Consider the following 26,383-nt stretch of genomic DNA (forward strand, 5'->3'; position numbering starts at 1 on the left):
CGAACTTCAGGCCGGCAGCCCCATCAGGAACTTGCGCAGCTCGGCAAAGCCGGCCGGCAGCGTGTGCGACAGCAGCGGCAGATCGGCCCGCAACGCCAGCGCTTTCGGCAACGGCAGTTCCTGGCCGAGGATCGCTTCCACGCTCTCTTTAAACTTGGCCGGATGCGCGGTGCCGAGGAACAGACCGAACTCCCCTTCCTGCAGCTGATCGCGCAGCGCGCGGTAGGCGATGGCCGCATGCGGTTCGGAGATATAACCCAGCTCGGCCAGTTCACGCATGGTGTCTTTGGTGGTCTCATCGCTGACCGCCGCGTGCCCCAGCTCTTTCAGTTGCCAGACCTTACGACGGAACAGCTCCTCCACGCGCGGCCAGTTGTTCGGCTGGCTCACGTCCATGGCGTTGGACAGCGTCGCGACCGTAGCGTGCGGCTGCCACTGGCCGCTGGTCAGGAAGCGCGGCACGGTGTCGTTGGCGTTGGTGGCAGCGATGAAGCGCTTCACCGGCAGGCCCAGCGATTTGGCCAGCAGCCCGGCGGTCAGATCGCCGAAGTTGCCGCTCGGCACCGAAATCACCAGCTGATTGCGCGCTTCCTGCGGCAGCTGCGCCACCGCTTCGAAGTAGTAGCAGATCTGCGCCAGCAAGCGACTGATGTTGATCGAGTTGGCCGAGTTCAGGTGCAGCGCGTCTTTCAATTCCTGATCGTCGAACGCCTGTTTCACCAGCGCCTGACAGGCGTCGAAGTCGCCGTCGATCGCCACGGTGTGAATATTGCCGCCCAGGGTGCAGAACAGCTTTTCCTGCAGCGGGCTGATTTTGCCCTGCGGGTAAAGGATCACCACCCTAACGTTCTTCAGGCCATAGAAGGCGTGCGCCACGGCGGCGCCGGTGTCGCCGGAGGTGGCGGTCAAAATGGTCACCGGCTGATCGCCGGCCACTTCCGCCAGCATCTGCGCCATAAAGCGGCCGCCGAAGTCTTTGAACGCCAGCGTCGGGCCGTGGAACAGCTCCAGGCAGGAGACGTCTTCCGTCACTTTCGCTACCGGCGCCGGAAACTCAAAGGCGGCCTGCACGCGTTTCTTCAGCGCCGCCTCCGGCACTTCTTCGCCGATAAAGGCCGACAGAATGCGGCTGCTGCGGGTGACAAAGTCCTGCTCCAGCAGCTGGTCGATCTCGGTCAGTTCGAACGCCGGCAGCTCCAGCGGGAAGAACAGCCCCTGCTGCTTGCCCAGGCCTTGTTTGATCGCCTGCGCGAAGCTGACCTGCTCGTTGTGATCCTTAAGGTTGTACAGTTTCATGCGTTATCCCAGTAGTCGAGCGCCTGCGGTATCCAGACGGCAAATATGAACAAAACCTTCGTCGTTTTGCAGATAGTGTTGTTGCAGCCAGGCGGCCATACGTTGCGCGGTGGCGCCGTCGTTGCAGACGGCGAACAGCGTCGGGCCGGAGCCGGAGATGCCGCAGGCCAGCGCGCCGATCTCTTGCGCCGCCTTGCGCGCTTCGGCGAAGCCCGGCAGCAGCCGGGTGCGGTATGGTTCGGCGATCACGTCCTGCATTAATTTGGCGGCCAGCTGCGGCTGCCGGGTGTGGCAGGCGTGAATAAAGCCGGCCAGGTAGCGGCCATGGCTGATGCAATCCTGACGACGGTATTGCGCGGGTAAAATGGCGCGCGCTTCGGCGGTGGAGACCTTGATGCCCGGATAGGCCATCACCCACAGCCAATCGTCAAAGCACGGCACTTCCTGGCTGATAATGCCTTCTTCTTCCAGCATCAGCTGCAGGCCGCCCAGATAGCAAGGCGCCACGTTGTCGTAATGCACGCTGCCGGAAATGCGGCCTTCCAGCTCGCCCATCAGACCGAGCAGCGTCGTCTTATCCAGCGGGCGATCGCAAAATTCGTTCATCGCCATCAGCCCGGCCACCACCGAACAGGCGCTGGAGCCCAGCCCCGATCCGATCGGCATGTTCTTTTCCAGCCGCATCGCCACCGGCACTTCGCGGCCGATCTCCTGGCAGAAACGCTCCCAGCATTGATAAACGATGTTCTCTTTCGGCTCGGCCGGCAGCTTGCTGACGAAGCGCCCGGCGTTTTGCAGACTGAACGTCTCGGCGGCTTCCACGCTGACGCAGTCGCCCAGCAGCGTGCCGTCGATCGGCGAAACCGCCGCGCCCAGCACATCAAAACCGACGCTGACGTTACCGATCGAGGCCGGTGCATACACCTTAACCATATTAAACTCCCAACTTCCATGACAGTGTGCGCAGCAGATCGGCGAACACGCCCGCTGCGGTCACATCGTTACCGGCGCCGTAGCCGCGCAGCACCAGCGGCAGCGGCTGATAATAACGGCTGTAGAAGGCCAGCGCGTTCTCGCCGTTCTTCACTTTATACAACGGATCGTTGCCGTCCACCGCCTCGATGCGCACCTTACAGCGCCCTTCGTCGATCAGGCCGACATAGCGCAGCACCTTGCCTTGCTCGGCGGCATTGGCCACGTTGCGCGCGAACTCTTTATCCAGTTCCGGCAGCCGCGCCAGGAAATGCTCCACGTCGCCCGACGCGTCGAAGGACGGCGGCAGCACCGGCTCGACCTCGATATCGCTCAGCTCCAGCTTGTAACCGGCTTCGCGCGCCAGGATCAGCAGCTTGCGCGCCACGTCCATACCGGACAGATCGTCGCGCGGATCCGGCTCGGTGTAGCCATTGGCTCTGGCCTGCAGAGTCGCCGCCGACAGCGACAGCCCTTCGTCCAGCTTGCCAAAGATAAAGGACAGCGAACCGGACAGGATGCCGGAGAAACGCACCAGCTCATCGCCGGCGTTCAGCAGGTTTTGCAGGTTCTCGATCACCGGCAGACCGGCGCCAACGTTGGTGTCGTAGAGGAACTTGCGGTGCGAACCGGCGGCGGCGGCGCGCAGTTGCTGATAATAGTTCATCGACGAGGTGTTGGCCTTTTTGTTCGGCGTTACCACATGGAAGCCGTCCGCCAGGAAGTCCACATACTGATCGGCCACCGCCTGGCTGGAGGTACAGTCGACGATCACCGGGTTCAGCAGGTGATACTCCTTCACCAGCCGGATCAGGCGGCCGAGATTGAACGGCTCCTGCGCGCCGGCCAGCTCGTCCCGCCAGCTGTCGAGCGCGATGCCGTGCACGTTGGTCAGCATCACGCGCGAGTTGGCGATGCCGCACACCCGCAGATCGATATGTTTTTGCTTCAGCCACGGCTGCTGGCGGTAGATCTGCTCGATCAGCGCCCCGCCGACGCCGCCGACGCCGATGACGAACACTTCGATCACCTGATCGGTGTTGAACAGCATCTGGTGGCTGACGCGCACGCCGGTGGTGGCGGAATCATTGCTGACCACCACCGAGATTGAACGCTCGGAAGAGCCCTGGGCGATGGCGACGATATTGATGTTGGCGCGCGCCAGCGCGGAGAAGAAGCGCGCGGAAATGCCACGCAGGGTGCGCATGCCGTCGCCGACTACCGAGATGATCGCCAGGCGCTCCATGACGTCCAGCGGATCCAAAACGCCGTCTTTCAATTCCAGATAGAACTCCTCCTCCAGCGCGCGGCGGGCGCGCTGCAGTTCGCCCTGCGGCACGCAGAAGCTGATGCTGTATTCGGAAGAAGATTGGGTGATCAACACCACCGAAATGCCGGCGCGCGACATCACGGCGAACACCCGCGCAGCCATGCCGACCATGCCTTTCATGCCCGGGCCGGAGACGTTGATCATCGCCATATTATTCAGGTTGGTGATGCCTTTCACCGGCATATCGGCATCGGTGCTGTCTTTGCCGATCAGCGTGCCGGGCGCCTGCGGGTTGGAGGTGTTTTTTATCAGGCAAGGGATTTGGAATTGGGCAATCGGCGTGATGGTGCGAGGGTGCAGCACTTTGGCGCCGAAATAGGAAAGCTCCATCGCCTCCTGGTACGACATCGATTTCAGCAGCCTGGCGTCCGGTACGGTGCGCGGATCGCAGGTATACACGCCGTCGACGTCGGTCCAGATTTCGCAACAGTCGGCGCGCAGGCAGGCGGCCAGCACCGCGGCGGAATAGTCGGAGCCGTTGCGGCCCAGCACCACCAGCTCGCCCTTGTCGTTACCGGCGGTGAAGCCGGCCATCAGCACGATGTGGTCGGCCGGGATCGCCGCGGCGGCGATGCGCAGCGTGGACTCGGCGATATCCACGGTAGACTCCAGGTAGTGGCCCTGCGCCAGCAGTTTCTCCACCGGGTTGATCACCGTGACCGGATAACCCTTGGCGCGGAACACCCCTTCCATGATGGCGATGGAGAGCTTTTCGCCGCGGCAGATGATCGCCGCGTTGACGCTGTCCGGGCACTGACCCAACAGCGAGACCCCGTGCAACACCTGTTTGAGCTGCGCGAACTCCTGATCGACCACGCCTTTCAAACGATCGTATTCAAAGCCCGGCAGCGCCTGCGCCAGGCCGCTCAGCAGGTCGGCAAAGATCCGCTCGGCGTCGCTGATATTCGGCAGAATGTCCTGGCCCGCCACCGTTTTGTCGATCATTGCCACCAGATGGTTGGTGATCTTTGCGGGGGCGGACAAGACCGTGGCTACCTGTCCCTGACGCGCATTACTCTCCATGATGTCGGCGACGCGCAGAAAACGTTCTGCATTCGCCACCGAGGTTCCGCCAAATTTCAGCACTCGCATGTGTGATCTCTCCGAATTTAAGCCGAAAAAAAAAGCCCGCACTGATTAGGTGCGGGCTTTTTTCTGTGTTTCCTGTGCGCGTCAGCCCGCCCCGTTACCTGTGGTATCGGTGGTGGTAATAATTGTGGTTTTCAGGCTGATGTTGCGCATGTTGTCTGTCTGTCTCATGAAATACTCTGTCCCCTCTATTGGTTAAAGCAATCGCTATCCCAAGTCAAACTATTTCTTTTTTTTGCTTATTTTCCGTTCAGCGGCGGTAATGCGCGATGCAACAGGTGAAAAGCAAAATGACAGAACAAAAAAACAACTTAAAGCCGATTTACTAGTGGATCACGCTGGGTAACCGTCTGATGGAGCCGCTATCACTTGGCGAGTTTTTTTTCGATGTCGTGCAGCAGCGTATGCAGCATCGCCGTATCTCGCTGTTGCAGCGCGCCGAGGCGCTGGTGCAGCCAGTCGCGCAATTTTTGGTCATCGCCGACCTCCAACGCGTTCAACAAGGCATCGGCGCGGCGGCGCAGCGCCTTGAGCTGCCCTTCCGACGCCGCCGTTTCCTGCGGTGTACTGACACCCATCAGGCTCGCCAGCTGGTAGCAGTAAACCATCACCGCCTGGCCCAGGTTAAGCGACGGATAGTCCGCCTGCATCGGCACGCCGGTCAGCAAGTCCGCCAGCGCCAGCTCTTCGTTGGTCAGGCCGGAATCTTCGCGGCCGAACACCAGCGCGGCCTGGCCGACCCACTGCTTACGCTCGCTCAGCTGTTCCAGCAGTTCGGGCGGCGTACAGTAGTAGTGAAAGCGCGCGCGGCTGCGGGCGGTGGTGGCGACGGTAAAATCCACGCCCGCCAGCGCCTGTTCCAGCGTGGCGAACGTTTGCACGCCGTCGAGGATCTCGCCGGCACCGTGCGCCACCCAGCGCGCCGCCGGCTGCAGGTGCGCTTCGCTGTCGACGATGCGCAACGACGTGAAGCCCATGGTTTTCATCGCGCGCGCCGCCGCGCCGACATTTTCCGGCCGCGCCGGAGCCACTAAAACAATATGAAGCTGCATGACTCTTCCACCGAAGGCGGGCCTGCGTTTTTGACGATGGCGCAGCGCCCGCTTATATTTACAATTACGCAACAATAAACGCGTTAATAGCAACAAACAAGATTAAACGGCTCGTTGAACTAATAAACCCGTCGTAATAGTCATTATTCGCGCTTATGTTTTACTGCGTTTATTTATCAATAAGTTAAAACAACGCGATGATCAATAAGCGAATAATTGTATCCTATCGGGCCGGATAATGCTGAATCGTTCACAGAATTTGAGGTTCTGTGACTTAAACTGGCATTTCTGTAAGTGTTTTTCACAAATCTGTTAACGTGCTACAATTGAATTTGATATATGTCAACAAAGCGTAGTTTTGTTGGGTGATGAATTCGGCACGCGCTGTTATATTGCTGTTAATGGGGTTAGGATATGCGCCGTTTCGGCACCCAAGGGGTTGTAGGGAACAGCATCCCCACCAGGCTAGCGATCTTGTTGACATGAGATGGAAAGTGCATCAAGAACGAGTTTACGTACTTTAGTCATTTGCTGAGAGGGAACGTGGCGCTATCTCTGCCCTCCTCTAAGAAAACAAAGACTTCTGTACTTCCGATTTTCTATTTTGTTGGCAATTTTAGGTAGCAAATATGCAGACCCCGCACATTCTGATTGTCGAAGACGAGTTAGTCACTCGTAACACCCTGAAGAGCATTTTCGAGGCGGAAGGCTACATTGTTCATGAAGCCAATGATGGTGCAGAAATGCACAATATCCTGTCTGAAAATGATATCAATCTGGTCATCATGGACATCAACCTGCCAGGCAAAAACGGCCTGCTGTTGGCGCGCGAACTGCGTGAACAGGCCAGCGTCGCCTTGATGTTCCTGACCGGTCGCGATAACGAAGTGGACAAAATCCTCGGCCTGGAAATCGGCGCCGACGATTACATCACCAAGCCGTTCAACCCGCGTGAGCTGACCATCCGCGCGCGCAACCTGCTGTCGCGCACCATGAACCTGGGCAGCCTCGGCGAAGAGCGCCGTCTGGTCGAGAGCTACAAGTTCAACGGGTGGGAGCTGGACATCAACAGCCGCTCTTTGATCAGCCCGGCCGGCGAACAGTACAAGCTGCCGCGCAGCGAATTCCGCGCCATGCTGCACTTCTGCGAAAACCCGGGCAAGATCCAGTCGCGCGGCGAACTGCTGAAGAAAATGACCGGCCGCGAGCTGAAGCCGCATGACCGCACCGTGGACGTCACCATCCGTCGCATTCGCAAACACTTCGAATCGACGCCGGATACGCCGGAAATCATCGCCACCATTCACGGCGAAGGCTACCGCTTCTGCGGCGATCTGGAAGAGTAATTCCGGTCTGCCGTCATGAAAACGGGGTTCAGCATGCTGAACCCCGTTTTTTTATTTCGTCTCAGCCCATGGCATGATCGGCACCGCGCTCAACGCGTTCTTCGGCGAACCGTCGATCACCTTGTCGGAGTAGCTCAGGTAAATCAACGAATTGCGCTTGGCGTCATAGAAGCGCACCACCTGCAACTTCTTGAACACCAGCGAGGTGCGTTTCTGGAACACCACATCGCCTTCCGCCTTGCCGTTTTTGATCTTGTCGCTCAGCTCGATAGGCCCCACCTGCTGGCAGGAAATGGCCGCGTCGGCGGTGTCTTCCGCCAGCCCCAGGCCGCCTTTGATGCCGCCGGTTTTGGCGCGGCTGATATAACAAGTTACATTTTTAACATCCGGATCGTCGAACGCTTCCACCACGATTTTGTGGTCCGGCCCCAACAATTTAAACACCGTATCAACGGAGCCCACCTGCTCCGCCTGCGCGCTGCCAACGGTTGCGCAAACCAAACCGAATAAAAATATCCAGCTTTTTTTCATTTACTTAACTCCGGTATAACCTTGCCGCAAAAATAGGTTCGGCGGTCGCCATTATTTATGTCTAAGCTCACGGAATCGGTTTTTTACGGGTCCGCACCGTCCGTTTTAGCACAGAGCGTGACAAAAATCTTTGAGAGTCGCGGAGTAAAAAAATTGCTATGATGCGGCGTCGTTATTTCTTTGCGCCCACTACGGTGTACCCCAATCCAACTCTGGCGCGGCATGCGCAGCAGAGGCAAAGAGTGCAACGCATAATGGCTCATGGATCGGTCTGATAGCGCAGCACCAGCGTGACGAATCAACAGTTCGGGTTCCTACCCCCAAGCTTTACGAGGAAGATCTATGGATCAAGCCGGTATCATTCGTGATCTGCTTAGCTGGCTGGAAAGCCATTTGGACCAACCCTTGTCGCTGGATAACGTGGCGGCCAAGGCAGGCTACTCCAAATGGCATCTGCAACGGATGTTCAAAGATATTACCGGTAACGCCATCGGTGCTTACATCCGGGCAAGGAGGCTGTCCAAAGCCGCCGTCGCGCTGCGTTTGACCAGCCGGCCGATTTTGGATATCGCCCTGCAATATCGCTTCGACTCGCAGCAGACCTTCACCCGCGCCTTCAAAAAACAGTTTGCGCAAACGCCGGCGCTGTACCGCCGCGCCGAAGACTGGAATGCATTCGGCATCTGTCCGCCGATCCGTCTGGGAGCCTTCACCTTGCCGCAGCCGGAGTTCGTCTCGTTGCCGGACAAGCAGCTGGTCGGCTTGACCCAAAGCTACTCCTGTACGCTGGAACAGATCACCACCGTGCGCACCGAACTGCGCTCACAGTTCTGGCGTCAGTTCCTCGGTGACGTCGAAACCCTGCCGCCGGTGCTGTACGGGCTGCACCACTCGCGACCGAGCCAGGAGAAGGACGACGAACAGGAAGTGCTGTACACCACGGCGCTGGAGCCGGATCAGGTGCCTGACAAGGTACAGGAAGGCCAGCCGCTGGTGTTGCCGGGCGGTGAGTTTGCGATGTTCAGCTACGAAGGGCCCACCGAGGGACTGCAAGACTTTATTCTGACGGTCTACGGCACCTGCCTGCCGGCGCTCCAGCTGACGCGCCGCAAAGGGCACGACATCGAGCGCTTCTATCCGAAAGGCGAGCGCCGTCCGCATCAGGCACCTATCGAGATCAAGTGCGATTACCTGATCCCGATTCGGCGTTAACGCTGCAGTTCGTCCAACGCGGGCATGTCCAGATGCGTGACATCGCCCGCCGTTTCCACGATCCAGCCGGAAGCCAGCCACGGGCTCTGCTGGTGATCGACGCGCGACAGTGAGCAGTTGCGCAAGCGCAGGCGGCGTTCCGCATAGGCCGGCAGCCCCAGCACCGTACTGATCAAACACCCCAACGCGATACCATGACTGACGAGCAGCGGCTTGCTGCCTTCAGGCAGCATCAGGCAACTCTCCAGCGCGGCGCGCATGCGCTCGCCCAGCTCCTCCATGGATTCGCCTTGAGGGATTCGGCCGTCAGGAGTACCATCGACCATCTGTTTGCGCCACTGCTCTTCCTGCGGCGTCAAACTGTCGATCAGGCGTTCTTCCAGAACCCCCATGTGCAGCTCACGCAAACGCGGATCGCTAATCACTTCGCAGCCACAGGCGTCGGCGATGATCTGTGCGGTGCGGCGCGTGCGCCCCAGATCGCTGGTAATGATGTGCGTAATGCCTTCTTTGCTGACGCGCCTGGCGACCAGACGGGCCTGGTGTTCACCCATGGCGGTTAACGGGCTGTCGGACTGACCCTGGATGCGGCGAGCCGCGTTCCATTCCGTTTCGCCATGGCGAACGAGGTATACCTGTAACATTTTTGTTTTCCGTTATACTGCGTGAAATTTGCATTTATCCCCGGCCCGGTGGCGCTTTTGCCGCTGCCCGGCGTATCGGCCAGAAGGATATCAAACCCGTTATGTACCATGTTGTCGCTGCAACTACCAACCCGGCAAAGATCAAGGCTATTCAACTGGCCTTCGATGATGTCTTTGGCGCAGGCCAATACCGCATTGAATCCGTTGACGTCGCCAGCGGTGTCTCGCTGCAGCCAATAGGCAATCACGAAACCCGCACCGGCTCGCGTCAACGCGTGATGGAAGCGCGCCAGGTCAGGCCCGAGGCCGATTTTTGGGTGGGCGTGGAAGCCGGGATTGAAGAGAATATGACCTTCGCCTGGATGACCATAGAGAACCCGCACATCCGCGGTGAATCCCGCTCGGCGAGCCTGATGCTGCCGGAGGTCATCTTACAAGGTATTCGCGCCGGTCGCGAATTGGGCAGCGAAATGGCGGCGATCACCGGCAATGCCGAGGTGAAGCGCCAGGGCGGCGCCATCGGCGTCTTCACCGACGGCCGGCTGAGCCGCACCAGCGTTTACCACCAGGCGCTGCTGCTGGCGCTGGTGCCGTTTCACAACGCCATCTACCAGCAATAGCACCGAGCCCGCTAGGGCGCGTCGTGCAACAGTTGCTGCTCAAGCCACTGTTTCAGCTCGGGTGAAGCCGCTTTCAGGCTGTTCGATCCGCGGGTGATGGTGGCGATCCCCGCGCCCAGTTCATTTTTCAGCTCGCGCTGGCTCATCTCGCCGCGCATCAGTTCCTGAATGATCCGCACCCGGGTGCCCAGCGCGGTGCGCTCGTCCGGCGTCAGCATCAGCTGCAGCAGCGGTTGATGCAGTTCTTGCGCAAACGAATTCTGCAGCAGCGCGACGAAGCGCAGCCAATCCTCATTGCCTTGTTCTGAAAGAGCGGGGTCGTTTAACGATAATTGCGTCATGGCAGCCACCATACTATTTAACTAGTACAGCAGCATACCATAGGGCCGTCAAAATCAATAACGTCTCTGCCACTCGGCGTCGGTCAGCACCTTGGCCGGCCGGTGCGTCAGATAGCGGTAAAACGCATCATAGGCCAACACATTCTTGACGTAGCCGCGAGTTTCCGAGAACGGAATGCTTTCGATGAACGCCACCGGATCGATACGCCCCGCGCTGTTGCCCAGCCAGGTGTTCACCCGCGACGGGCCGGCGTTATAAGCGGCGCTCGACAGGATGCGGTTGCGGCCGAATTGCTGATAGACCGACTCCAGATAGCTGGTGCCGATGGTGATGTTGGTCTGTGGATCGAACAGCTGGCTCGGGCCGACGTAACCGGGAATATTGAACATCTGCACCGTATGCTGCGCGGTGCGCGGCATCACCTGCATCAGGCCGGTAGCGCCAACCGGAGACTGCGCTTTCGGATTCCAGGCGCTCTCCTGACGCGCGATCGCCATCGCGTAGCTGGTGGTGATCCCCTTGTCATCGGTGGCACGGCGGAACTCCTGCGGCCAGGCGACCGGGAAGCGCTCCTCCAGATGATCCCACAGCTTGCCGACGATGGTCGCCTGCACGCTCAGATCGGCCCATTTTTGCTCAAAGGCGTAGCGCGCCAGCGCCTCTTGTTCAGGCCGGCTGCGGCTGGCGACGTAAGAGCCCCACTCGCTGCGGGCCAGGTTGTCCATATTCCAGTACATCAGCTCGCGCACCCGAGCGACTTCCGGCCCGTCGACCAGCGACGTACGCGGCTTGGCCGCCACCGCCACCATCACCGGATAAGTAGCGTTCAGCTTCTGCGCCGCCACCATCGGATAAAAGCCGCGTTCGGTCATCAGGTTACGCAACATCTCCTCGCCTTCGGCGCGTTTGCCTTCGTCCATCAGCTGACTGGCGCGCCAGTAGCGCCACTCATCCTTGTTGCGCGACGCTTCCGGCAGGCGGGCCAGCCAGGTCGCGACGCCCTGCCGATCGCCGTTGCCCAGCGCCATGCGCACCCGGCGCTCCAGCAGCGAAGGCGAACGGCTGCGCAGGATCACCCGATCGCGCCATTGCGCCTGCTCGTAGGTGGCGTCGCTGCCCATCAGGCGCCAGGCCACCGCCTCTTCCAGCCCCAGCCGCTCGTCGTCGCTCATTTTCTGCAGCCGCGCGAGCGTCGGGATCATCGCCCGCGCGTTTTCCACATCCTGCCGCGCCAGGCGTTCAAAGGCGATGCCGGTGGCGGCGCGGGTAAAGTCGGTCGGCCCCACGCTGCGGGCGAAGGCTTCCACGGTGGTCGGATCGTTTTGCAAGCGCACCAGGGCGTTGCCCATGGTCTGATAATCGGCCGGCAGCTGGCTGTAGAGGTTGCTGACCAGCGAGCTGTTGCCCTCTTTCAGCGCCAGCTTCATGCGCGCCAGAATATCCAGCGGGGTCTGCTTGCCTGCGCCGCGCCAGACGCTGAACAGCCGATCGCAGGCGCCCGGCAGCGTTTTGCCGTTCAGCCACAGCTCGTCAGCGCCGCTCCAGGCCGCCTGCTGATCGCCGGTGGCCCATTTGGCGTAGTAATAGTTGCAGCGCGCCGCCACCGGTTTGGGCGGCTGCGCGCTGAAGGCCAACAGGGTGCGCCAGTCTTCACGCCGCGCCAGCTCATTGACGAAGCGCGGCACCAGTGATTTCGCCGGCGGCAGCGTCGGGTGGCGTTTGATAAAGTCGTTCACCTCGGAGAACCCCGCCTGGCTCAGATCCTGTGTCAGCTCGCGGTATTCCAGGTAAGGATAAAGCGGGTAATCGCGCAGCGTCGGCATCAGCTGCGCCACCACGTCCATCTGATTGCCATCCCACGCCTGTTTGATCTGCTGGTAACGCTGACGTTGCGCATCCAGAGAATCCGCCAGCGCCGCGCCTGAAAACGCCGTCAGACACAGGCCCATTGCCAACAGCCGTCGCTTGTCCACCTTGACCATCCTCGCTCTTTCCTCACTGGTTATACCGCAGGAGCCGCCCAGCTCCCCGGTGACCGCCGCACCACGGCGCCGCGGGACAAAATAAAGCCGGGCGCACGGCCCGGACGCGGATATCTACCATAGACAGCGCAATCGCTTATCCATTCAATACTGTAGAAGAAGAAGTGTATCGCCATGACGCGGGCCAGGTAAAAACGTTTACTTTGGCTGACAAATCAGGCCGGCGGGATATTTCCAGCCACCGGATTTTTATTAGCTGCCCCGGCGCTTATTGGAGAAGTAAAATACCTTTTAATTATTAGTCATCACATTATTTGATTTGTTATATGGCGCCACCGTTGCGCAAATCGCCTGACAGCGGGCTAAACGCACCAACTTTGCAGAAAAGCGGTGGCAAACCCGGGTGGGCATTTTTATACTATCAAAAATAAGTAAGATAATTCCGAGAAAACAGCACATAAAGCGCCCAACGAAGACATCTTATAATACAATCCGCGCCAATTATGGGTTAGATAGTGTTCATTAGGCAGTGCGACTGACAGCTTTCAGCAAAACGATTGTCCCTTCAAGCGGGCCGGATTTTTCCTTGTCAGGCCACGGCCTGCGGGCAGTGGATCAGGCCGGAATGGCGGGTGAAGATGGTGAATAAGACCGCGATAGCGATGCGTTGCGCAAAAAGCCCCGAACCGGGCTTCCTTGACGCACGTCTGAATATCGGCCGCCTGCTGCTGATCGTTTTGTTGGTGCTGCTGACGTTGTCCGAGCCTGCGCACGCCGCCGCTGATCCCTATCAAAAGCGCACGCACGCCGTGACGACCGTAGTGGTAGGCATCATCAGCTACGCACGCTGGTCGCGTGAACCCAATCCGATCCGCTTGTGCGTGACCGCACCCACCCAGTATGCCGAAGGGCTGTTCGATCCGATCCTGCTGAGCGCACCGCGTCCGATTAAAGCCGAGCGCGTGCCGTTCGATAGCCCAACGCTGAGTACCGGCTGTGATGTCATCTACTTAGGGAACATCACCGCCGCGCAGAGACAAAATTTCATGCAGCGCATTTCCGGCAACTCCATTCTCAGCATCAGCGAGAACGATAGCGAATGCTCCGCCGGCAGCGCATTTTGCCTGCAGATTGATGGGGACCAGGCCAGTTTCAAAGTCAACCTGGACGCTCTGGCGCGCAGCGGCGTGCGCGTTCACCCCAACGTGTTGCAGCTGGCACGCAAACAGGCGCCGCCGCTATGAGGCTGTTGCGTAAAAACCGCTCCGGTAATGCGCGCCCGACGCTGGGCCGAGTGCTGCAGCGGGTGCATCTTGGGCTGGCGCTGATCGCCGTCGGCACCGCCGGCATCTTTTTGACGCTGGTGGCGCTGTTTGCGCTGCGCGCCTATGCCAATCACAACCTGCACCTGATCGCGCGCTCCATCAGCTATACCGTCGAGGCCGCCGTGGTGTTTGAAGACCGCACCGCCGCGCGCGAGGCGCTGATGCTGATATCCTCCAACGAAGAGGTATCAGACGCGCGGATCCTCGACAACAACGGCAAGATGCTGGCCAACTGGCGCCATCCTACCGATGGGCCGCTGCACGGCCTGGAGCAGATCGTCGCGCACTGGGCGCTGCCCGAACCGGTCATTCTGCCTATCACCCACGAGGGCAAGCAGGTCGGCCAGGTCTGGCTGAGCGGCAACGGCGGCAGCCTGCTGCGTTTCCTGTTGCGCGGCATGGTCGGCATGATCGCCTGCCTGGTGCTCAGCACCCTGTGCGCCCTGGTACTGTCGCGCCGCATGCTGGTCGGCATCGTCAGTTCGCTGGACGACATCGCCAACGTGGCGCATGCGGTGCGCCGCGATCGCACCTTCGGCCTGCGGGTGCCGTCGGCGCCTATCGCCGAGCTGCATGAGCTCAGCAACGATTTCAACGGCTTGCTCGACGAGCTGGAGGCCTGGCAGGCCCATCTGAAGCAGGAGAACGACTCGCTGGCTCACCGGGCGACGCACGACAGCCTGACCGGCTTGCCGAACCGCGCCTTCTTCGAAGGGCGGCTGAGCCGCGCGCTGGGCGATATCGAACCGCCGGCGAAATTGGCGGTGCTGTTTATCGACGGCGATCGCTTCAAGGAGGTGAACGACAGTTACGGCCACGCCGCAGGCGATGCGGTGCTGACCACCATTGCCGGGCGCATTCGCGCGCAGCTGCGCGAGACCGATCTGGTCGCCCGCCTGGGAGGGGATGAATTCGCCGTGCTGCTGGCGCCGGTACACAGCACGGAAGATGTCTTGCAGATCGCTGACAACATCATCGACTGCATGACGCAACCGGTCATTCTGCCGAACGACGAGGCGGTCATCACCTCTCTGAGTATCGGTATTGCGCTGTACCCTGATCACGCATCGACGCCTCAGGGTCTTTTGCACGAAGCTGACGATGCGATGTATCAGGCAAAGCATCGTTATAACGGAGGCTGGCGGCTGGCTATACATAAATAAGAGCCCCGGCTATAACACTTGAACTAGGGATTTTGACTATGATACAGCAACTTTTTAAAGGCCGTTTTTCACTGCTGACGATGATGTTCGTCGCTCTGCTGGCGCTCGCCGGCTGCCAGAGCAAACCGCAGGGCCTGACACCCGAGCAGGTCGCGCTGTTGCAATCGCAGGGCTTCAAACTGACCGATAACGGCTGGGAGTTCGGCCTGTCGGATAAGGTGCTGTTCGGCAACAACATCGGCAAACTGAACCCGGAAAGCACCGAGACGGTACAGAAGATGGGCCGTGCGCTGCTGAGCGTCGGCATCACCAAATTCCGCCTGGACGGCCATACCGACAACTACGGTGAAGACAGCTATAACGATCAGCTCTCCCTGCGCCGCGCCGATGCGGTGGCCGATCTGCTGGCCAGCGTCGGCATTCCACGCGCCAATATCGAAACCCGCGGCATGGGCAAGCGCGATCCCGTTGCCGATAACCGCACCTCCAGCGGCCGTGCGGAAAACCGCCGCGTCGCGATCGTCGTCACGCCATAAGCCACCAATATGCGCCTTTATCGGCGCATAAACGGTTATACTTAGCGATCGCTGAGCGATGTCTGGGATCCGAGATCGAAACGGGCTACACTCATGCCGCCAGACATCCTATAAATACTGATATAGAGAGGCTTAGAGCAACGTGGCTCAATACGTCTATACCATGCACCGCGTCGGCAAGGTGGTACCGCCGAAGCGTCATATTTTGAAAAACATCTCCCTGAGCTTCTTCCCTGGGGCCAAAATCGGCGTGCTGGGCCTGAACGGCGCCGGTAAGTCCACCCTGCTGCGCATCATGGCCGGCATCGATACCGATATCGAAGGGGAAGCGCGCCCGCAGCCGGGCATCAAGATCGGTTACCTGCCGCAGGAGCCGCAGCTTAACCTCGAACACACCGTGCGTGAGTCGGTGGAAGAAGCGCTGGCGGAAGTGGTCGGCGCGCTGAAGCGCCTGGACGAAGTGTACGCGCTGTACGCGGAAGAAGGCGCAGACTTCGACAAGCTGGCCGCCGAACAGGGTCGCCTGGAAGAGATCATTCAGGCGCACGACGGTCACAACCTCAACACCCAGCTGGAACGCGCCGCCGATGCGCTGCGCCTGCCGGACTGGGACGCCAAAATCGCTCACCTGTCCGGCGGTGAACGCCGCCGCGTGGCGCTGTGCCGCCTGCTGCTGGAAAAGCCGGACATGCTGCTGCTGGACGAACCGACCAACCACCTGGACGCCGAGTCCGTGGCCTGGCTGGAACGCTTCCTGCACGACTTCGAAGGCACCGTGGTAGCGATCACCCACGACCGTTACTTCCTGGATAACGTGGCCGGCTGGATCCTCGAACTTGACCGCGGTGAAGGCATTCCATGGGAAGGCAACTACTCCTCCTGGCTGGAGCAGAAAGACGCGCGTCTGGCGCAGGAAGCTTCCGCCGAAGCCGCTCGTCGCAAGTCGATCGAGAAAGAGCTGGAGTGGGTGCGTCAGGGCGCCAAAGGCCGTCAGTCCAAAGGCAAGGCCCGCCTGGCCCGCTTTGAAGAGCTGAACAACACCGAATACCAGAAACGTAACGAAACCAACGAACTGTTCATTCCGCCTGGCGCACGCCTAGGCGATAAAGTGGTCGAAGTCAGCAACCTGCGTAAGTCCTATGGCGACCGCCTGTTGATCGACGACCTGTCGTTCTCGGTGCCAAAAGGGGCGATCGTCGGCATCATCGGCCCGAACGGCGCAGGTAAATCCACGCTGTTCCGCATGATGTCCGGTCAGGAGCAGCCTGATTCCGGCAGCATCGTGCTGGGCGACACCGTCAAGCTGGCGTCCGTCGATCAGTTCCGCGACAACATGGACGGTTCGAAAACCGTGTGGGAAGAAGTCTCCGGCGGGCAGGACATCATGCGCATCGGCAACACCGAGATGCCAAGCCGCGCCTATGTCGGCCGCTTCAACTTCAAGGGCGTCGATCAGGGCAAACGCGTGGGCGAGCTGTCCGGCGGTGAGCGTGGCCGTCTGCATCTGGCCAAGCTGCTGCAGGTTGGCGGCAACGTACTGCTGCTCGATGAACCGACCAACGACCTGGATATCGAAACCCTGCGCGCGCTGGAAAACGCCCTGCTGGAATTCCCTGGCTGCGCCATGGTGATCTCGCACGACCGTTGGTTCCTCGACCGTATCGCCACCCACATCCTGGACTACCAGGACGAAGGCAAGGTGGAATTCTTCGAAGGCAACTTCACCGAGTACGAAGAGTACAAGAAGCGTACGCTGGGCGCCGACGCGCTCGAGCCGCACCGCATCAAGTACAAGAAGATCGCCAAGTAAAACGAAAGGCGCCGCATGCGGCGCCTTTTTTACTCCCGCGTCAGCTCGCGCGCGTAGTCGTCGAACGCCGGATGCTGCAGCACCACATCGATGAAGCAGGCCAACGCCGCGGAATTCAGCTTGCGGCTCGGGTAGACCAGATATAGCTCATTCCCTTCTGCGCGCCACGCCGGCAGCACCTCCACCAACAGTTTCTGCGCCACCACCTCGCGGCTGAGAAACGCCGGCAGCAGCGTGATCCCCGCGCCGGCGATGGCGCATTCGCGCGCATACAGCAGGTTGTCGGTGGTGTGCGCCAGCGGCAGCTGCCAACGGTAGTAGTCATCGCCGCAGCGCAGGTTCCAGGCCGTCCAGGCGCGGTGGGCGATGCAGCGATGCTGCTGCAGTTGCTGCGGATGTTCGATCGGCGGGTGCTGCGCCAAATAGGACGGTGCGGCCAACAGATAGCGCGGCGCATACCCGAGACGGCGACCGATCAGCGAAGAGTCCTGTGGCTTGCCGGTGCGCAGCGCGGCGTCGAAACCTTCCTGCACCAGATCCACCATCGCGTCGGACACCGACACCTCCAGCGAAACGTCCGGGTACTGGCGCTGAAAATCCGCTGCCAGCCGCGCCACCAGGGTCGCGCCCAGCCCGGCGGGCGTCGAGATGCGCAGGCGGCCGCTCGGGTTATCGCGCAGCCGCTGCAATGCCAGATCGGCACGTTCGGCAGCAGACATCATGACCTGACAATGTTCCAGATAACGCTCACCGGCGAAGGTCAGGTTCAGCTGGCGCGTGGTGCGATTGAGCAGCCGTAGCCCCAGCGTCTGCTCGAGCTGGCTGATACGCTGGCTGACGCTGGATTTCGGCAACCCAACGCGCTGCGCGGCGGCGGTAAAGCTGCCGCACTCCGCCACCAGCGCGAACAACGCCATGTCCTGCAGTTGTTTGAATTCCATTGTTCACCTTAAACGAACACTCCGTTAGATATTGTCCATCTTATCACCCCACTGTCGCGGGTCTACACTGGGGGCATCATTTGAAAGGAGTACAATCATGTCGATAAAAGCCATTGCCGTAGACCCGCAGAACCCCGGCGATTTCATCGAAATCTCACCGGAGATGCCAGTGCCCGGCCAGTACGATCTGCTGGTGGAAGTGAAAGCGGCGTCGGTCAACCCGGTGGACACCAAAGTGCACGCCGGTCTGCAGAAAAACGGCCTGCAGCAGCCGCGCATTCTCGGCTGGGACGCCAGCGGCGTCGTAGTAGACGTGGGCAACGGCGTCAGCGGCTTCAAGCCCGGCGATGAAGTGTGGTACGCCGGCGACATCACCCGCCCCGGCAGCAACAGCAGCCACCAACTGATCGACTCACGCATCGCCGCGCATAAGCCACGCAGCCTGACCTGGGCCGAATCCGCCGCCATGCCGCTCACCGCCCTCACCGCCTGGGAGGCGCTGTTCGAACACCTGAACATTCAGGACGCGCCGGAGCACAAGACGCTGCTGATCATCGGCGGCGCCGGCGGGGTCGGCTCGCTGGCCATTCCGCTGGCCGCGCTGCGCAGCAAGGTGAAAGTGATCGCCACCGCATCAAGACCGGAATCCGCCGCCTGGTGCCGTGAGCGCGGCGCCGATCTGGTGGTGGACTACCGCGATCTGAAGGGCAACCTGGCGCAGCAGGGCATCGAGCAGGTGGATTACATCCTGTGTCTGAACGATACCGACGGCCACTGGCCGGCGATGGCCGAACTGATCGCGCCGCTCGGCCATATCTGCACCATCGTCGAGAACGCGCAGCCGTTGGATCAAAACGCGCTGAAGCTGAAAAGCGCCGCGCTGCACTGGGAATTCATGTTCACCCGCAGCATGTTCACCACCCCGGACATCGCGCAGCAGGGCAAGATCCTGCAGCAGGTGGCGCAGCTGCTGGACGAGGGCAAGCTGAGCACCACACTGAGCGAAACCCTGCACGGGCTGTCGGTAGACACGCTGACCGCCGCGCATCAACAGCTGCTCGGCGGCCATATGCAAGGCAAGCTGGTTATCGCTTACTGAGCCTGAATCGCGGCGGCGCAGCGCGCCGCCGTTACTGCGGACGAACGAAGCCGACGCACAGCGTCTGCTCGTCGCTATGCGGATCGGCGCGGAACGTCAGCGTCTGCTGCCAATCGAGGCGCATCTTCGGCCAGTGGGCCAACTCGCCGCCGAAGTCGCTGCGCGTGCAGTCCTCACCCAACCGCCCGAACAGGGCGACACCGTGCTGCGCAATCTGCGGATAGCTGATGTTGACGTTGTAGATATTCGGCCGCGTATGATTGGACCAACGCGTAATGGTTCGCGGCCGGGAACCGGCGTACACCGTCATCCACTGCGACAGGTATTCGCCGCCGACGTAGCGCAGTTCAACGCCATACCGCTCCTGCCACTGCCGCTCCACCTCGGCGCTGAACGCCTTGATACCCACCATTTTCTGGCCGGCGTTGCGCACGTTGCCCAGCATCACCGCGGCATACCCCAGATAGACCGCCAGCGCCGCGCACATCAGACCAATGGTCGCCGCGCGCAGCGAACGCACCGGCGGCTGGCGCACGCAACCGACCAACAGCGCAGGCGCCAGCATGAAGAACGGCTGCAGCCACTCGGTCAGCCGGCCGCCGACGTTGAAAGAGAACCAGAAGGTAATGATGCCGAGCGGCAACAGGTAGACCCACAGCAACACCCGCATCGGCAACGCCGATGGCCAGGCCAGCACCGCCCCGCTGCGCCGCAGGATCGCCCACAGCACCAGCGACGGATAGAACACCAGCAGCAGCGACTGCAGCATGTCGAGATTGAGCTGCATCTTGATCTGCGAATCCACCCACTTGAAGGCGGCGAAATCGTGGTTCCACAACCAGAACACGTTCGGCAACACCAGCGCCAACCAGATCGCCACCGCCAGATAGAACTGCGGCTGGCGATAACAGCGGCGGATCTGCGGTACGAACAGCGTCGACAGCGCGGCGAAATAGACGAAGGCGAAGGTCGAGTACTTCGCCATCATCGCCAAACCGGCCGTCAGCGCGAAGGCCGGCCACCAGTTGGCCGAACGCGATATAGCCAGGTGGAAAAACAGCGCCATCCACGGCCACAGCATCACCAACAGGTAATTGTCGTTGTAGGGAATGATGTCGAAATTGATGATGCCGGACAGGTTGAGCGTCAATAGCGCCATCCAGGCCAGCGAGGTGCTGCCGCTCAGCCGGCGCGCCAACAGCCAGACGCCCAACATGCCGATGGCGATGGCGATGAAGTGCCCGCCATACCAGTACAGGTTCAGCGGCAGCCACGAGAACCCGATCGCCGGCTGCATCGCCGCCCCGACCAACCACGGGTTTTTCGGTGAGCCCCATTCGCCGTTGAGGCCCCAGTTGAGCGCCTCGACGGCGTCGTAAGGCAGGGTAGGATCGAGATGAACAGTCAGCAGCGTCCAGGCTGCGGCATAGCAGACCAACCAAAGAGCGAGCAAGCGATAAGACATGTCTTCTTCTAAGCGTTATTGTAAAGAAAAGCTTAACGTAGTCGCTGTCGAATGAACCATGTTTAAACAAGCCGTTAAATGTGCGCCAGGGCGGCCGTTTCTGCCGCGCGATCGCACATTACGCTAATTTTGCTCAGCCTGCGGCGTGATGCTGGGCGGGCGCGTTCGCCAACCGGCCAGCGTCCGCCGCCAGCAGCTGTTGCACCAGCTCGACGCAGCGCAGGAAGCGCTCTTCGTAATCGCTGGACTCAACGTGCACATACTCGATATTGTTGGCGCGCAGCATCTCCTCCAGCAGGCGCTGGAACGCCAGCCGATCGGCGGTACTGCCCAGGCTGCGCAGGCCGTCCGCCACCCACGGCGTGTTGTTTTCCAGCAGGATCACCAGATCGAAACGGTATTCGTCGATCAGCGCCTGCACGAAGGGGTGTTCACGCCCCTCATACTTTTTGCAAAACGCCTGGGTGGTGACGAAATCGGTATCGATAAATGCCACCTTGTTGGCGTACTTGACCGCGAAATCCACGTATTGCGCCTGCCCGAGGGCAATTTTGTCGTAGTCGGAGTACTGCAGCGCCATCTCGTCGCCGCCCAGGTGCGAGAACACGTAATCGCGGCCATATTCCCAGGCGCTGGTGGTGTTGAAGATGTTGGCCAGCTTGTTGACCAGCGTCGATTTGCCGCTCGACTCGCCGCCGAGGATCGCCACGGTGCGCACGAAGAACGGCTTCACCTCGGTCGGGATGTAATCCCAGTAGCGGAACGGATCCTGGCGGATCTGATTGCCGCTGATGTTCATGAACGAACGCTCGGGGTCGACCAGAATGGTTTCGATGCCCAGATGCTCGCGGTAACGCGGCGCATCCTGCGCTTCGCTGGAATAGATAAAGCTCGGCACGATGCCTTTCTGTTCCATAAAGGCCTTCATGCCGTCGCTCCACACGTTCCAGCCGTGCGGGTAGGGCTCGATGCCCTGCTCGTCGAACGAGTGGATATGGATGTTTTTCTGGTACTTGAAGGTCTGCAGCAGCCAGCGCAGGCGATCGCTGACCGTCGGCTGTTGCGACATCGAACTGTTCTCGAACAGTTCGCGGTCGCGCGGCTCGTCGTGGCACAAAATGACGTGCAGCTCATCCACCTGGCTGCAGGCGCGCTGGATCAGGTAGATATGGCCGGTGTGCAGCGGGTAAAATTTACCAAACACCACGCCGACTTTAACCTCTTTACGCGGGAACTCCAGCCCGAGAAAACGGTGCAACGCTTCGAGCTTTTGCGCGCTCGGGCTTTTGATCTTGTCGTTCAACAGCTGGCTCAGATAGCCCTTGGTCATGCCGCTGGCATCCGCCACCTGCTGCAACGTGCAGCCTTTTTGCTTGATGGACGTCTTCAGGTAATCAAATTGCGGCATGGCCACCTCCGTTTAGTATGCTAAACAAAATAGCATATCTTGCTCGCCGTCGGCGACATTAATAAAACTCTTCCAGCACGTCCAGCGCGTCCGCCAGCTTCTTGACCCCGAACACCTGCATGTTGGCCGGCGGCTTCTTCGGCATATTGCCGTGCGGCACGATGGCGCGCTTGAAGCCGTGCTTGGCCGCTTCGGCGATCCGCTCCTGGCCGCTCGGCACCGGGCGAATTTCCCCCGCCAGCCCCACTTCGCCGAACACCACCAGATCGTTCGGCAGAGGCCGATCGCGCAGGCTCGAGACCAGCGACATCAGCAACGCCAGATCGGCGCTGGTCTCACTGACTTTCACCCCGCCGACCACGTTGACGAACACGTCCTGATCCGACATCTGCAGCCCGCCGTGCCGGTGCAGCACCGCCAGCAGGATCGCCAACCGGTTCTGCTCCAGGCCCACCGCCACGCGGCGCGGGTTGGACATCATCGAGTGATCCACCAGCGCCTGGATCTCCACCAGCAGCGGCCTGGTGCCTTCCCACACCACCATCACCGAGCTGCCGGAGGTGACTTCATCGCCGCGGCTGAGGAAGATCGCCGAAGGGTTGCTGACTTCGCGCAGCCCCTGTTCGGTCATGGCGAACACCCCCAGCTCGTTGACCGCGCCGAAGCGGTTCTTGTGGCTGCGCAGGGTACGGAAGCGGGAATCGGCGTCGCCGTCCAGCAGCACCGAACAGTCGATACAGTGTTCCAGCACTTTTGGCCCGGCCAGCGAGCCGTCTTTGGTGACGTGGCCGACCATCACGATCGCCACGCCGCGCGTCTTGGCGAAGCGCGTCAGGTAGGCGGCGGTTTCCCGCACCTGCGCCACGCTGCCCGGCGAAGACTGAATGTCCGCCATGTGCATCACCTGAATCGAGTCGATCACCATCAGCTTCGGCTGTTCCTGCTCAGCGATCAGACAGATCTGCTCGATGCTGGTTTCCGACAGCATGTTCAGGCCGCCGGTCGGCAGCCCCAGACGGTGAGCGCGCATCGCCACCTGCTGCAGCGACTCCTCACCGGTGACGTACAGGGTTTTCATCTGTTCAGACAGCTTGCACAGCACCTGCAGCAACAGGGTGCTCTTGCCGGCGCCGGGGTTGCCGCCGATCAGAATCGCGCTGCCGGGCACCACGCCGCCGCCCAGCACGCGGTCGAACTCGAGAAAGCCGGTGGTGAAGCGCGGCAGCGCCTCCAGGCTGATTTCCGACAGCTTCTGCACCTTGCTGACGCCGGCGTCGCCGGCATAGCCGCTGAGGCGATCGTTGCGCGCCGCTGCGGGCGACGCGGCCAAACGCACTTCCGTGATGGTGTTCCAGGCATGACAGGCGCTGCACTGCCCCTGCCAACGCGGATAGTCCGCCCCGCACTCATTGCACACAAATGCCCGTTTTGCCGCTTTTGCCACGTCTTACCTCAATCTTTCGTTATCGCACTTCGTGTTTCAGGCTGCCGGTGAGAATACACAGCACGCCCATCAGATCCGCATGCCGGATCGATACCTGCGCTTTTTCATACACTTTCGGCTTGGCGTGGTAGGCGATGCCCAGCCCCGCCGCCTGCATCATTTTCAAATCGTTGGCGCCGTCGCCGATGGCCACGGTTTGCGCCAGCGGGATCTCCAGCTTCTCCGCCAGCCGCAGCAGCGTGTCGGCTTTGAACTGCGCGTCCACCACCGGCCCCAGCACTTCGCCGGTCAGCTTGCCGTCGCGGATCTCCAGCTCATTGGCCGCCGCCGCCACCAGCCGCAGCCGGTTGCGCAGGTATTCGGCGTAGTAGGTGAAGCCGCCGGAGGCGATCGCCACATGCCAGCCCATCGCCTGCAGCTTGCCCACCAGGCTGGTCAGCCCCGGCATCAACGGCAGCTCGTCGCGCACCTGCTTGAGGATGTTGGCATCGGCCCCTTTCAGCGTGCCGACGCGCTGGCGCAGGCTGGCGGTAAAGTCCAGCTCGCCGCGCATCGCGCGTTCGGTGACTTCCGCCACCTGCTCGCCGACGCCCGCCAATTTGGCGATCTCGTCGATGCATTCGATCTCGATCGCCGTCGAATCCATGTCCATCACCAGCAGCCCCGGCGTGCGCAGGTGCGGGATCTTGCCGAGCGGCGCCACGTCCAGCCCGCTCTCCGCCGCCAACAGCTTGGCGCGCGGCGTCAAGGTGCCCGCCAGCCGCACCACCTGATAGTCGTCCACGCCCCAGGCGGTGACGATCACCATCGCCGCGCCCAGCTTGCGTTGGAATTGGGTAATGCGCGCCTTGTCCAGCTTCCTGCCGTATAACAGCCACCCGGTATTGCCCGCCCGGTAGTCCAGCGGCATCACTTCGTCGCCGCTGAGCGAAAGGGGAAGACCCGGCCATTGAGAGATCTCCGCCGGAAGATCGCAATAGGTCAGACTGTTTGACATCATTGACTCCTGAATGGACAAAAACGCTGCATGATAAAACGACGCATCAAGCTATCCTATCGCCAGCGGTTCTGGCAACATAAAGTGTCCCCGATGCCCAAGGAACCTGCATGGCTCGCGCTAAACTGAAATTTCGCCTGCACCGCACCGCTATTATCCTGATTTGCCTGGCTTTGCTGGTGCTGCTGATGCAGGGCGCCTCTTATTTTAGCCTGAGTCACCAAATGGCGCGATCCGAGCAGGTGGAAGAGCTGGCGCAGACGCTGACCAAACAGGTCGCCTACAGCCTGGCGCCGCTGCTGGACGACGACGGCAACAACCCGCGCATCGACGCCATCCTCAAGCAGCTCACCGATCACAGCCGCATTCTCGACGTCAGCGTGTATCAGTTGGACGGCACGCTGGTCTCCCACGCCGGGGAACAGATAAGTATACGCGATCGCCTGTCGCTCGACGGCAAACGCGCCGGCAGCTACTTCAACCACCAATTGGTCGAATCCATTCAGGGCAAAGACGGCCCGATCGGCTTTATCCGCATCACCCTCGACACCCACGTGCTGGCGACCGAATCCAAACAGGTGGACAACACCACCAACCTGCTGCGCCTGATGATCCTGCTGGCGCTGGCGATCGGCATCATTCTGGCGCGCACCCTGCTGCAGCACCGCCGCAGCCGCTGGCAGCAGTCGCCCTACCTGTTGACCGCCAACACGCCACTGGAAGAAGGCAATACGGTGGAAGACGACGAAGAGGATGCGCCGGAGAAAAAAACAGGAAGCGCCGAAGAAGGAGTAACTCAGGCCAGGCGTTGAATGCGTCCGTGCCGTTTTCTTGTCCTTTCGGTGAATCGATTGTCCGTAACAACGGGATCCACAACCAATTGAAAGGTAAAGCGTTAGCCAAAAACGGCCATGCGGAATGAATAGATTGACGGGCGGGCGCCATGACGACGCCCGCCGCGGTATTACGCTTTGTCGCCCAGCAACACGGATTCCAGCGCGATAACGATCATTTCGTTAAAGGTGGTCTGGCGTTCCGCCGCCGTGGTCGCTTCGTGACGCAGGATGTGGTCGGACACGGTGCAGATGGTCAGCGCCTTGCAGCCGAACTCTTCGTACAGCTCCGCCGCCACGCCGTAGATGCCGGCCGCTTCCATTTCCACGCCCAGGATGCCGTACTTCTTCATCACCTGGAACATGTCCGGATCCGGGGTGTAGAACAGATCGGCGGAGAAGATGTTGCCCACGCGCGCCGGGATGCCCTGCGCCGCCGCCGCATCGACCGCGTTGCGCACCATGTCGAAGTCGGCGATCGCCGCGTAGTCGTTGTCCTTGAAGCGCAGACGGTTCACCTTGGAGTCGGTGCACGCGCCCATGCCGATCACCACGTCGCGCAGTTTGATATCGTCACGCACCGCGCCGCAGGAACCCACGCGAATGATCTTCTTCACGCCGAATTCGGCGATCAGCTCGCGCGCATAGATGGAGCAGGACGGGATGCCCATGCCGTGGCCCATTACGGAGATGCGGCGGCCTTTGTAGGTGCCGGTGAAGCCCAACATGCCGCGCACGTTGTTCACTTCCACCGCGCCTTCCAGGAAGGTTTCGGCGATGTATTTTGCGCGCAGCGGATCGCCCGGCATCAGTACTACGTCAGCGAAATCACCCATCTCAGCATTAATGTGCGGCGTAGCCATAATTCTCTTCCTTTAAATCGTATTAAATAGCGTTAAACGTATAAGCCGTGGTATGTCAGACGGCGGCCAACTGCGCCACCGCC

At 60.7% G+C, this 26,383-nt stretch carries 24 protein-coding genes and 1 other annotated feature; of the genes, 9 read left to right on the top strand and 15 right to left on the bottom strand.

Going from position 1 to position 26,383, the window contains the following annotated elements; genetic code table 11:
* Positions 1-6: 6 nt before the first annotated feature.
* The 5 genes from thrC to ACJ8QF_RS18945 form a co-directional block, all read right to left on the bottom strand.
* Complete coding sequence (gene thrC / locus ACJ8QF_RS18925) at positions 7-1,296, bottom strand: threonine synthase (protein WP_131165203.1); 1,290 nt, start codon at positions 1,294-1,296, stop codon at positions 7-9.
* Between the two features lie 3 nt (positions 1,297-1,299).
* Entirely contained in the window at positions 1,300-2,229 is a 930-nt protein-coding gene (gene thrB, locus ACJ8QF_RS18930) for a homoserine kinase (RefSeq protein WP_004932993.1), read from the bottom strand.
* 1 nt (position 2,230) lies between these two features.
* Positions 2,231-4,690: a bifunctional aspartate kinase/homoserine dehydrogenase I gene (gene thrA, locus ACJ8QF_RS18935; RefSeq protein WP_004932996.1), complete on the bottom strand. Its 2,460-nt coding sequence runs from the start codon at positions 4,688-4,690 to the stop codon at positions 2,231-2,233.
* 25 nt (positions 4,691-4,715) lie between these two features.
* Positions 4,716-4,833, bottom strand: a sequence feature (Thr leader region).
* Entirely contained in the window at positions 4,772-4,858 is an 87-nt protein-coding gene (gene thrL, locus ACJ8QF_RS18940) for a thr operon leader peptide (RefSeq protein WP_071525951.1), read from the bottom strand. (Overlaps the previous feature by 62 nt.)
* A 194-nt stretch (positions 4,859-5,052) precedes the next feature.
* Positions 5,053-5,739, bottom strand: coding sequence for a tRNA/rRNA methyltransferase (locus tag ACJ8QF_RS18945; protein WP_004933000.1), 687 nt, complete (start codon positions 5,737-5,739; stop codon positions 5,053-5,055).
* Positions 5,740-6,368: 629 nt separating this feature from the next.
* Between ACJ8QF_RS18945 and arcA the strand changes: the two genes are divergently transcribed.
* Positions 6,369-7,085 carry a two-component system response regulator ArcA gene (arcA, locus tag ACJ8QF_RS18950; protein ID WP_004933003.1) on the top strand — a complete coding sequence of 239 codons (717 nt, stop codon included), beginning with the start codon at positions 6,369-6,371 and terminating at the stop codon, positions 7,083-7,085.
* 51 nt (positions 7,086-7,136) lie between these two features.
* On the opposite strand, the gene creA is transcribed toward arcA, so the two are convergent.
* Positions 7,137-7,616 carry a protein CreA gene (gene creA / locus ACJ8QF_RS18955; protein WP_004933005.1) on the bottom strand — a complete coding sequence of 160 codons (480 nt, stop codon included), beginning with the start codon at positions 7,614-7,616 and terminating at the stop codon, positions 7,137-7,139.
* 342 nt (positions 7,617-7,958) lie between these two features.
* Here creA and robA point away from each other — a divergent pair, with 342 nt between their 5' ends.
* Positions 7,959-8,828 (top strand): MDR efflux pump AcrAB transcriptional activator RobA, encoded by an 870-nt coding sequence (robA, locus tag ACJ8QF_RS18960; protein ID WP_015376605.1) that lies wholly within the window; start codon positions 7,959-7,961, stop codon positions 8,826-8,828.
* Here the strand turns inward: robA and gpmB are convergent.
* Positions 8,825-9,472 carry a 2,3-diphosphoglycerate-dependent phosphoglycerate mutase GpmB gene (gene gpmB, locus ACJ8QF_RS18965; RefSeq protein ID WP_004933012.1) on the bottom strand — a complete coding sequence of 216 codons (648 nt, stop codon included), beginning with the start codon at positions 9,470-9,472 and terminating at the stop codon, positions 8,825-8,827. The two genes, robA and gpmB, sit on opposite strands and share 4 nt — an antisense overlap.
* A gap of 101 nt (positions 9,473-9,573) precedes the next feature.
* Here gpmB and yjjX point away from each other — a divergent pair, with 101 nt between their 5' ends.
* Positions 9,574-10,092, top strand: coding sequence for an inosine/xanthosine triphosphatase (yjjX, locus tag ACJ8QF_RS18970; protein WP_004933015.1), 519 nt, complete (start codon positions 9,574-9,576; stop codon positions 10,090-10,092).
* Between the two features lie 11 nt (positions 10,093-10,103).
* On the opposite strand, the gene trpR is transcribed toward yjjX, so the two are convergent.
* Both trpR and sltY read right to left on the bottom strand, forming a co-directional pair.
* Entirely contained in the window at positions 10,104-10,433 is a 330-nt protein-coding gene (gene trpR / locus ACJ8QF_RS18975) for a trp operon repressor (RefSeq protein ID WP_004933017.1), read from the bottom strand.
* 54 nt (positions 10,434-10,487) lie between these two features.
* A complete protein-coding gene (gene sltY, locus ACJ8QF_RS18980) occupies positions 10,488-12,416 on the bottom strand; it encodes a murein transglycosylase (RefSeq protein WP_004933020.1) in 1,929 nt (642 codons plus the stop codon).
* 638 nt (positions 12,417-13,054) lie between these two features.
* Here sltY and ACJ8QF_RS18985 point away from each other — a divergent pair.
* The 4 genes from ACJ8QF_RS18985 (at position 13,055) to ettA (ending at position 17,250) form a co-directional block, all read left to right on the top strand.
* Positions 13,055-13,660: a YfiR family protein gene (locus tag ACJ8QF_RS18985; protein WP_015376603.1), complete on the top strand. Its 606-nt coding sequence runs from the start codon at positions 13,055-13,057 to the stop codon at positions 13,658-13,660.
* Complete coding sequence (locus ACJ8QF_RS18990; RefSeq protein WP_004933026.1) at positions 13,657-14,904, top strand: diguanylate cyclase domain-containing protein; 1,248 nt, start codon at positions 13,657-13,659, stop codon at positions 14,902-14,904. The genes ACJ8QF_RS18985 and ACJ8QF_RS18990 overlap by 4 nt, the downstream gene beginning before the upstream one ends.
* 38 nt (positions 14,905-14,942) lie before the next feature.
* Positions 14,943-15,440: an OmpA family protein gene (locus ACJ8QF_RS18995; RefSeq protein ID WP_015376601.1), complete on the top strand. Its 498-nt coding sequence runs from the start codon at positions 14,943-14,945 to the stop codon at positions 15,438-15,440.
* Between the two features lie 142 nt (positions 15,441-15,582).
* A complete protein-coding gene (gene ettA, locus ACJ8QF_RS19000; RefSeq protein ID WP_004933032.1) occupies positions 15,583-17,250 on the top strand; it encodes an energy-dependent translational throttle protein EttA in 1,668 nt (555 codons plus the stop codon).
* 29 nt (positions 17,251-17,279) lie between these two features.
* On the opposite strand, the gene ACJ8QF_RS19005 is transcribed toward ettA, so the two are convergent.
* Positions 17,280-18,191 carry a LysR family transcriptional regulator gene (locus ACJ8QF_RS19005; RefSeq protein ID WP_004933035.1) on the bottom strand — a complete coding sequence of 304 codons (912 nt, stop codon included), beginning with the start codon at positions 18,189-18,191 and terminating at the stop codon, positions 17,280-17,282.
* Positions 18,192-18,288: 97 nt separating this feature from the next.
* On the opposite strand from ACJ8QF_RS19005, the gene ACJ8QF_RS19010 reads away from it, so the two are divergent.
* Positions 18,289-19,290: a zinc-binding alcohol dehydrogenase family protein gene (locus tag ACJ8QF_RS19010; RefSeq protein ID WP_442537758.1), complete on the top strand. Its 1,002-nt coding sequence runs from the start codon at positions 18,289-18,291 to the stop codon at positions 19,288-19,290.
* A 31-nt stretch (positions 19,291-19,321) separates the two neighbouring features.
* Here ACJ8QF_RS19010 and ACJ8QF_RS19015 read toward each other — a convergent pair whose 3' ends face one another.
* The 4 genes from ACJ8QF_RS19015 to serB all read right to left on the bottom strand — a co-directional run bounded on the left by ACJ8QF_RS19015 (position 19,322) and on the right by serB (position 24,604).
* Positions 19,322-20,755 carry a glycosyltransferase family 39 protein gene (locus ACJ8QF_RS19015; protein WP_442537759.1) on the bottom strand — a complete coding sequence of 478 codons (1,434 nt, stop codon included), beginning with the start codon at positions 20,753-20,755 and terminating at the stop codon, positions 19,322-19,324.
* Positions 20,756-20,888: 133 nt separating this feature from the next.
* Positions 20,889-22,163, bottom strand: coding sequence for a multifunctional transcriptional regulator/nicotinamide-nucleotide adenylyltransferase/ribosylnicotinamide kinase NadR (nadR, locus tag ACJ8QF_RS19020; RefSeq protein WP_015376596.1), 1,275 nt, complete (start codon positions 22,161-22,163; stop codon positions 20,889-20,891).
* A 58-nt stretch (positions 22,164-22,221) separates the two neighbouring features.
* Entirely contained in the window at positions 22,222-23,607 is a 1,386-nt protein-coding gene (gene radA, locus ACJ8QF_RS19025) for a DNA repair protein RadA (protein ID WP_015376595.1), read from the bottom strand.
* A gap of 19 nt (positions 23,608-23,626) precedes the next feature.
* The gene (gene serB, locus ACJ8QF_RS19030) at positions 23,627-24,604 is read right to left on the bottom strand and encodes a phosphoserine phosphatase (RefSeq protein WP_004933052.1); all 978 of its coding nucleotides are present in this window, start codon (positions 24,602-24,604) and stop codon (positions 23,627-23,629) included.
* Between the two features lie 110 nt (positions 24,605-24,714).
* On the opposite strand from serB, the gene ACJ8QF_RS19035 reads away from it, so the two are divergent.
* Positions 24,715-25,416, top strand: a complete 702-nt coding sequence (locus tag ACJ8QF_RS19035) for a YtjB family periplasmic protein (RefSeq protein WP_442537760.1) — start codon at positions 24,715-24,717, stop codon at positions 25,414-25,416.
* Positions 25,417-25,568: 152 nt separating this feature from the next.
* Here ACJ8QF_RS19035 and deoD read toward each other — a convergent pair whose 3' ends face one another.
* Positions 25,569-26,300, bottom strand: a complete 732-nt coding sequence (gene deoD, locus ACJ8QF_RS19040; RefSeq protein ID WP_004933059.1) for a purine-nucleoside phosphorylase — start codon at positions 26,298-26,300, stop codon at positions 25,569-25,571.
* Between the last annotated feature and the right edge of the window lie 83 nt (positions 26,301-26,383).

Origin of the sequence: Serratia sp. CY81684, assembly GCF_052166595.1 — a bacterium.
Lineage (GTDB): Bacteria > Pseudomonadota > Gammaproteobacteria > Enterobacterales > Enterobacteriaceae > Serratia > Serratia nematodiphila.